Origin of the sequence: Komagataeibacter xylinus NBRC 15237 (assembly GCF_001571345.1) — a bacterium.
In the GTDB taxonomy this organism is placed as follows: domain Bacteria; phylum Pseudomonadota; class Alphaproteobacteria; order Acetobacterales; family Acetobacteraceae; genus Komagataeibacter; species Komagataeibacter xylinus.
The window spans coordinates 1-775 of the sequence record NZ_BCTP01000140.1 but is presented as its reverse complement, the minus strand read 5'-3'; the positions used below and the strand labels follow the sequence as shown (position 1 = coordinate 775).

Genomic DNA, 775 nt, shown 5'->3' with positions numbered 1-775 from the left:
TGGCGCCATTCGGCCTTGGCCACCACCCGCCTGCGGCGCGTCCAGCTGTCCTTTGTGATCCAGTCAAAGGAGGCGAAACCGCGCGCCGCTCTGCCTGTCGTGGCGGCTTCGTCACGAACCTCAGCGGACAAAGAGGCAATCCGGTCATACAGGCGGGTGTTGCCTGCAAGCCCCAACAGGAAGTCAACGTGGTTGTCTTCGCACCATGTCATCAGAGTGTCCCGGGCGAAACCGCTGTCCCCACGCACCAGGATACGCACCCGGGGCCAGCGGCTCCTGATCTGCTCCACGATCCGGCGGATGTCTGCCAGTGCTTCCTTCCCCGGGTCCCTGTCTGCCGTGCGCAGGGTAGCGCTGAGGAGATGGTCCCCGCAGAAGATGTATAACGGCAGATAGCAGTTATGGCCGTAATATCCATGAAAGGCGCGGCCTTCCTGATGGCCATGGATACGGTCATCGGTGGCATCCACATCCAGAACGATCCGGGCGGGTGCGCGCTCATGCTGGTCCATGAAGAGCGTCACGAACAGGGTAGCCAGGGCATCATGATCAGCAATGATGCGGCAGTAACGGTCTGCCTTGTGGCCACTGCGCTCCAGCCGGTTCAGTGTGGATTTTCCGGCCAGTGCCGCACAGGTGGCCCGACCTCCTGACAGACGGCCCGAGGCCAGACCAAAGATCTGGTCATGCCGCAGGGCATCGTGATCATTGAGATCTTCATAGCCCAGTGCCAGGCCCATGATCCGCTGACGGACAAGGTCTTCAACCCGGTATT

1 protein-coding gene is annotated in these 775 nt (G+C 61.4%); it reads right to left on the bottom strand.

The annotated features are described in order from the left end of the window. A partial coding sequence (locus GXY01S_RS16775; RefSeq protein WP_156470353.1) for an IS1380 family transposase occupies positions 1-775 on the bottom strand: 775 nt, incomplete at both ends.